The following is a 2,738-nucleotide window of genomic DNA, read 5'->3' as shown; positions in this document are numbered from 1 at the left end:
GAACTTTTGCAGTTGCCAGACCGCAAGATGTTTTAACAAATCAAAAGGGGTTTTAATAACTGGCTTAAAGCTGAAAGCTTTCCGGAACCCCCAGCCTAGCTGGGGGTTTTCCATAGACAACAAAGGGGTTACCTTTCGGTAACCCCTTGTTTAATCTGGCGGAAGCGCAGAGATTCGAACTCTGGAACCCTTTCGGGTCGCCGGTTTTCAAGACCGGTGCCTTCAACCGCTCGGCCACACTTCCAGAATGAGGCGCACTATAAACATCCCGGTGCGTCATGTAAAGACCGAATGTGTTCGTTTGCGTGAAAAACAGGCAAATTTTCGTTAATTGCCTGAAATAGCGGCACATTGACCATTTCTTCAACACAAAAACGGGCTGAATACGTGTTGATCGTCCCCACTGTTTTACCTCTGTGATTATCAATTTTTTATCGGTAACGCGTGGTTGGCGCTGCCGCCTGTTTTATGGCGTAGCGCCAGGCATGAGCAGACCGTTTTAACGACGGTAATCACCTGAAATCTCTTAAGGAAACTAAACGTAAACGAATGCGTAAAGATGGGTAAAACCACTGGGTGACAGTGACTGTTTTTATTATTCTCCTTTATTAATTACATCTGTCATAAGAGAGTGACTAATGGATCGTATCATTACATCATCGCGTGATCGTAGCTCGCTACTGAGTACGCACAAAGTACTGCGCAACACCTATTTTCTGTTGAGCCTGACGCTGGCTTTCTCCGCAATTACCGCGACAGCCAGTACGGTACTGATGCTGCCCTCCCCCGGCCTGATTCTGACGCTGGTCGGTATGTATGGGCTGATGTTCCTGACCTATAAAACCGCCAATAAGCCGGTCGGTATCCTGTCTGCTTTTGCGTTTACCGGCTTCCTCGGCTATATCCTGGGCCCGATTCTTAACGCCTATCTGTCAGCAGGCATGGGCGATGTGATTGGCCTGGCGCTGGGTGGTACCGCGTTAGTATTTTTCTGCTGCTCCGCTTACGTTCTGACCACCCGTAAGGATATGTCTTTCCTGGGCGGTATGCTAATGGCCGGGATCGTCGTCGTGCTGATTGGTATGGTGGCGAATATTTTCCTGCAACTGCCTGCATTGCACCTGGCGATTAGCGCGGTGTTTATCCTGATTTCCTCGGGCGCTATCCTGTATGAAACCAGTAACATCATTCACGGCGGTGAAACCAACTATATTCGTGCGACCGTCAGTCTGTACGTTTCGCTGTACAACATCTTTGTCAGCCTGCTCAGCATTCTGGGCTTCGCCAGCCGCGACTAATCGACATTCCCCTCTTCCAGCCCTGCTTATGCAGGGCTTTATTTTTTGCTACACTGCCGTCCGTGTTGATTACGCAGTGAAACGTTATGTTGATCTTTGAAGGTAAAGAAATCAGTACTGATAGCGAAGGCTATCTGAAAGAGACGACGCAGTGGAGTGAAGCGCTGGCAGTCGCTATCGCCGCCAATGAAGGCATTGAGCTCTCTGCGGAACACTGGGAAGTCGTGCGCTTCGTGCGCGAATTTTACCTGGAGTTTAATACCTCTCCCGCCATCCGAATGCTGGTAAAAGCGATGGCGAATAAGTTCGGCGAAGAAAAAGGCAACAGCCGCTATCTGTATCGTCTGTTCCCGAAAGGCCCGGCAAAGCAAGCGACCAAAATCGCCGGTCTGCCCAAGCCGGTAAAATGTATTTAATACCGAATACTAAATCCTGTTAGCGTCTCGCGAGGGCTGTGCGGTTCAGTGAGGATTTTGTCCACACGAGCAGAGCGCGGTCCGCCTTCTTTCAGCCACTTGATGAGCTTTTCTACCTGCGCCGCGTCGCCACAGGCCACCACTTCTACGCTTCCGTCATCCATATTCTTCGCATAGCCGGTTAACCCCAGCCGCTGCGCCTCATGCTGCGTGGTATAGCGAAACCCGACGCCCTGAACGCGACCATAAACCCAGGCGATAATGCAGACGTTCGACATGATGGTTCTCCTTTCATAATCAACGGTGAAGACGCATACAGGACATACTTAACGTACCTGACTGGGCAGACACCCATAATGTTGGCGGAATCTGGCCGTAAATCGCGACCCCGACAGGTAGCCGCACCGTAGCGCTATTTCGCCGATCGGCAGCGTCGTCGATTGCAGTTGAGAAAGCGCGCAGGACATGCGTACCTCTTCAATAATTTGCCGATAACTCTGCGATTCGCGCTGCAAACGCCGACGCAGCGTCGATGTTCCCATAGCAAGGCGGCGGGCTATCTCCTGGGCTGTCCATAGCTTAGCAGGTGAGAGCATAATCAGTTGCCGCACCTGCTCCGTGAGGGTGTAACGCCGTTCAATAAGCAGCGGTCCCGCCGCGCCATCATGTAAAAGCGCTAACAGTAACCCCATCGCCTGATGTTCCTGTAGCCCAACGGGCAACCCCTGGCGCACAGCATCCAACACGTTCTCCCACATAAATGTCAGGCTACGGCTCATCGGCGTACACAGCGATGTCAGGTTTGCCGGTGGATAATCCTGAACATACATCGTTTTAAAGCGAGCAATAATCTCCGGTGAAAGTAACAACAGGTCGGAGCGAAAACCGTTCTGCGCAGGCTGATTAATAAATATCCTCCGGCATAGCCGGAGGTTTTTCTGATGCGCCTGTAAGGCTCTCTTACCAGCCGCGCCCTAACAGGCGCATACGATCTGACATTTGCATCAAACTTCGTTACTTACGG

3 protein-coding genes, 1 tRNA gene and 1 pseudogene are annotated in these 2,738 nt (G+C 51.2%); 2 read left to right on the top strand and 3 right to left on the bottom strand.

What is annotated here, in order from left to right; all coding sequences use genetic code 11:
- Window positions 1-156 precede the first annotated feature (156 nt).
- Window positions 157-244: transfer RNA gene (locus tag AAYN39_RS10520), tRNA-Ser, on the bottom strand.
- A gap of 394 nt (window positions 245-638) precedes the next feature.
- Between AAYN39_RS10520 and yccA the strand changes: the two genes are divergently transcribed.
- Together yccA and tusE are read left to right on the top strand one after the other, a co-directional pair.
- Window positions 639-1,298 carry an FtsH protease modulator YccA gene (gene yccA / locus AAYN39_RS10515; RefSeq protein WP_000374046.1) on the top strand — a complete coding sequence of 220 codons (660 nt, stop codon included), beginning with the start codon at window positions 639-641 and terminating at the stop codon, window positions 1,296-1,298.
- An 86-nt stretch (window positions 1,299-1,384) separates the two neighbouring features.
- Window positions 1,385-1,714 carry a sulfurtransferase TusE gene (gene tusE / locus AAYN39_RS10510; protein ID WP_000904446.1) on the top strand — a complete coding sequence of 110 codons (330 nt, stop codon included), beginning with the start codon at window positions 1,385-1,387 and terminating at the stop codon, window positions 1,712-1,714.
- Here the strand turns inward: tusE and yccX are convergent.
- Together yccX and AAYN39_RS10500 are read right to left on the bottom strand one after the other, a co-directional pair.
- Window positions 1,711-1,992 carry an acylphosphatase gene (gene yccX / locus AAYN39_RS10505; RefSeq protein WP_000072884.1) on the bottom strand — a complete coding sequence of 94 codons (282 nt, stop codon included), beginning with the start codon at window positions 1,990-1,992 and terminating at the stop codon, window positions 1,711-1,713. The two genes, tusE and yccX, sit on opposite strands and share 4 nt — an antisense overlap.
- Window positions 1,993-2,040: 48 nt before the next feature.
- A pseudogene (locus AAYN39_RS10500) lies at window positions 2,041-2,622 on the bottom strand (helix-turn-helix transcriptional regulator); the annotation flags it as partial.
- Window positions 2,623-2,738 lie beyond the last annotated feature (116 nt).

It is taken from the genome of Salmonella sp. K21076 (genome assembly GCF_039650795.1).
Lineage (GTDB): Bacteria > Pseudomonadota > Gammaproteobacteria > Enterobacterales > Enterobacteriaceae > Salmonella > Salmonella enterica.
The sequence above is the reverse complement of the archived record's forward strand: the minus strand, read 5'-3'. Positions and strand labels throughout refer to the sequence as shown.

Bases quoted from the DNA above. Each gene is read 5' to 3' on its own strand.
- tusE (WP_000904446.1), top strand. From the start codon at position 1,385: ATGTTGATCTTTGAAGGTAAAGAAATCAGTACTGATAGCGAAGGCTAT.
- yccX (WP_000072884.1), bottom strand. From the start codon at position 1,992: ATGTCGAACGTCTGCATTATCGCCTGGGTTTATGGTCGCGTTCAGGGC.
- yccA (WP_000374046.1), top strand. From the start codon at position 639: ATGGATCGTATCATTACATCATCGCGTGATCGTAGCTCGCTACTGAGT.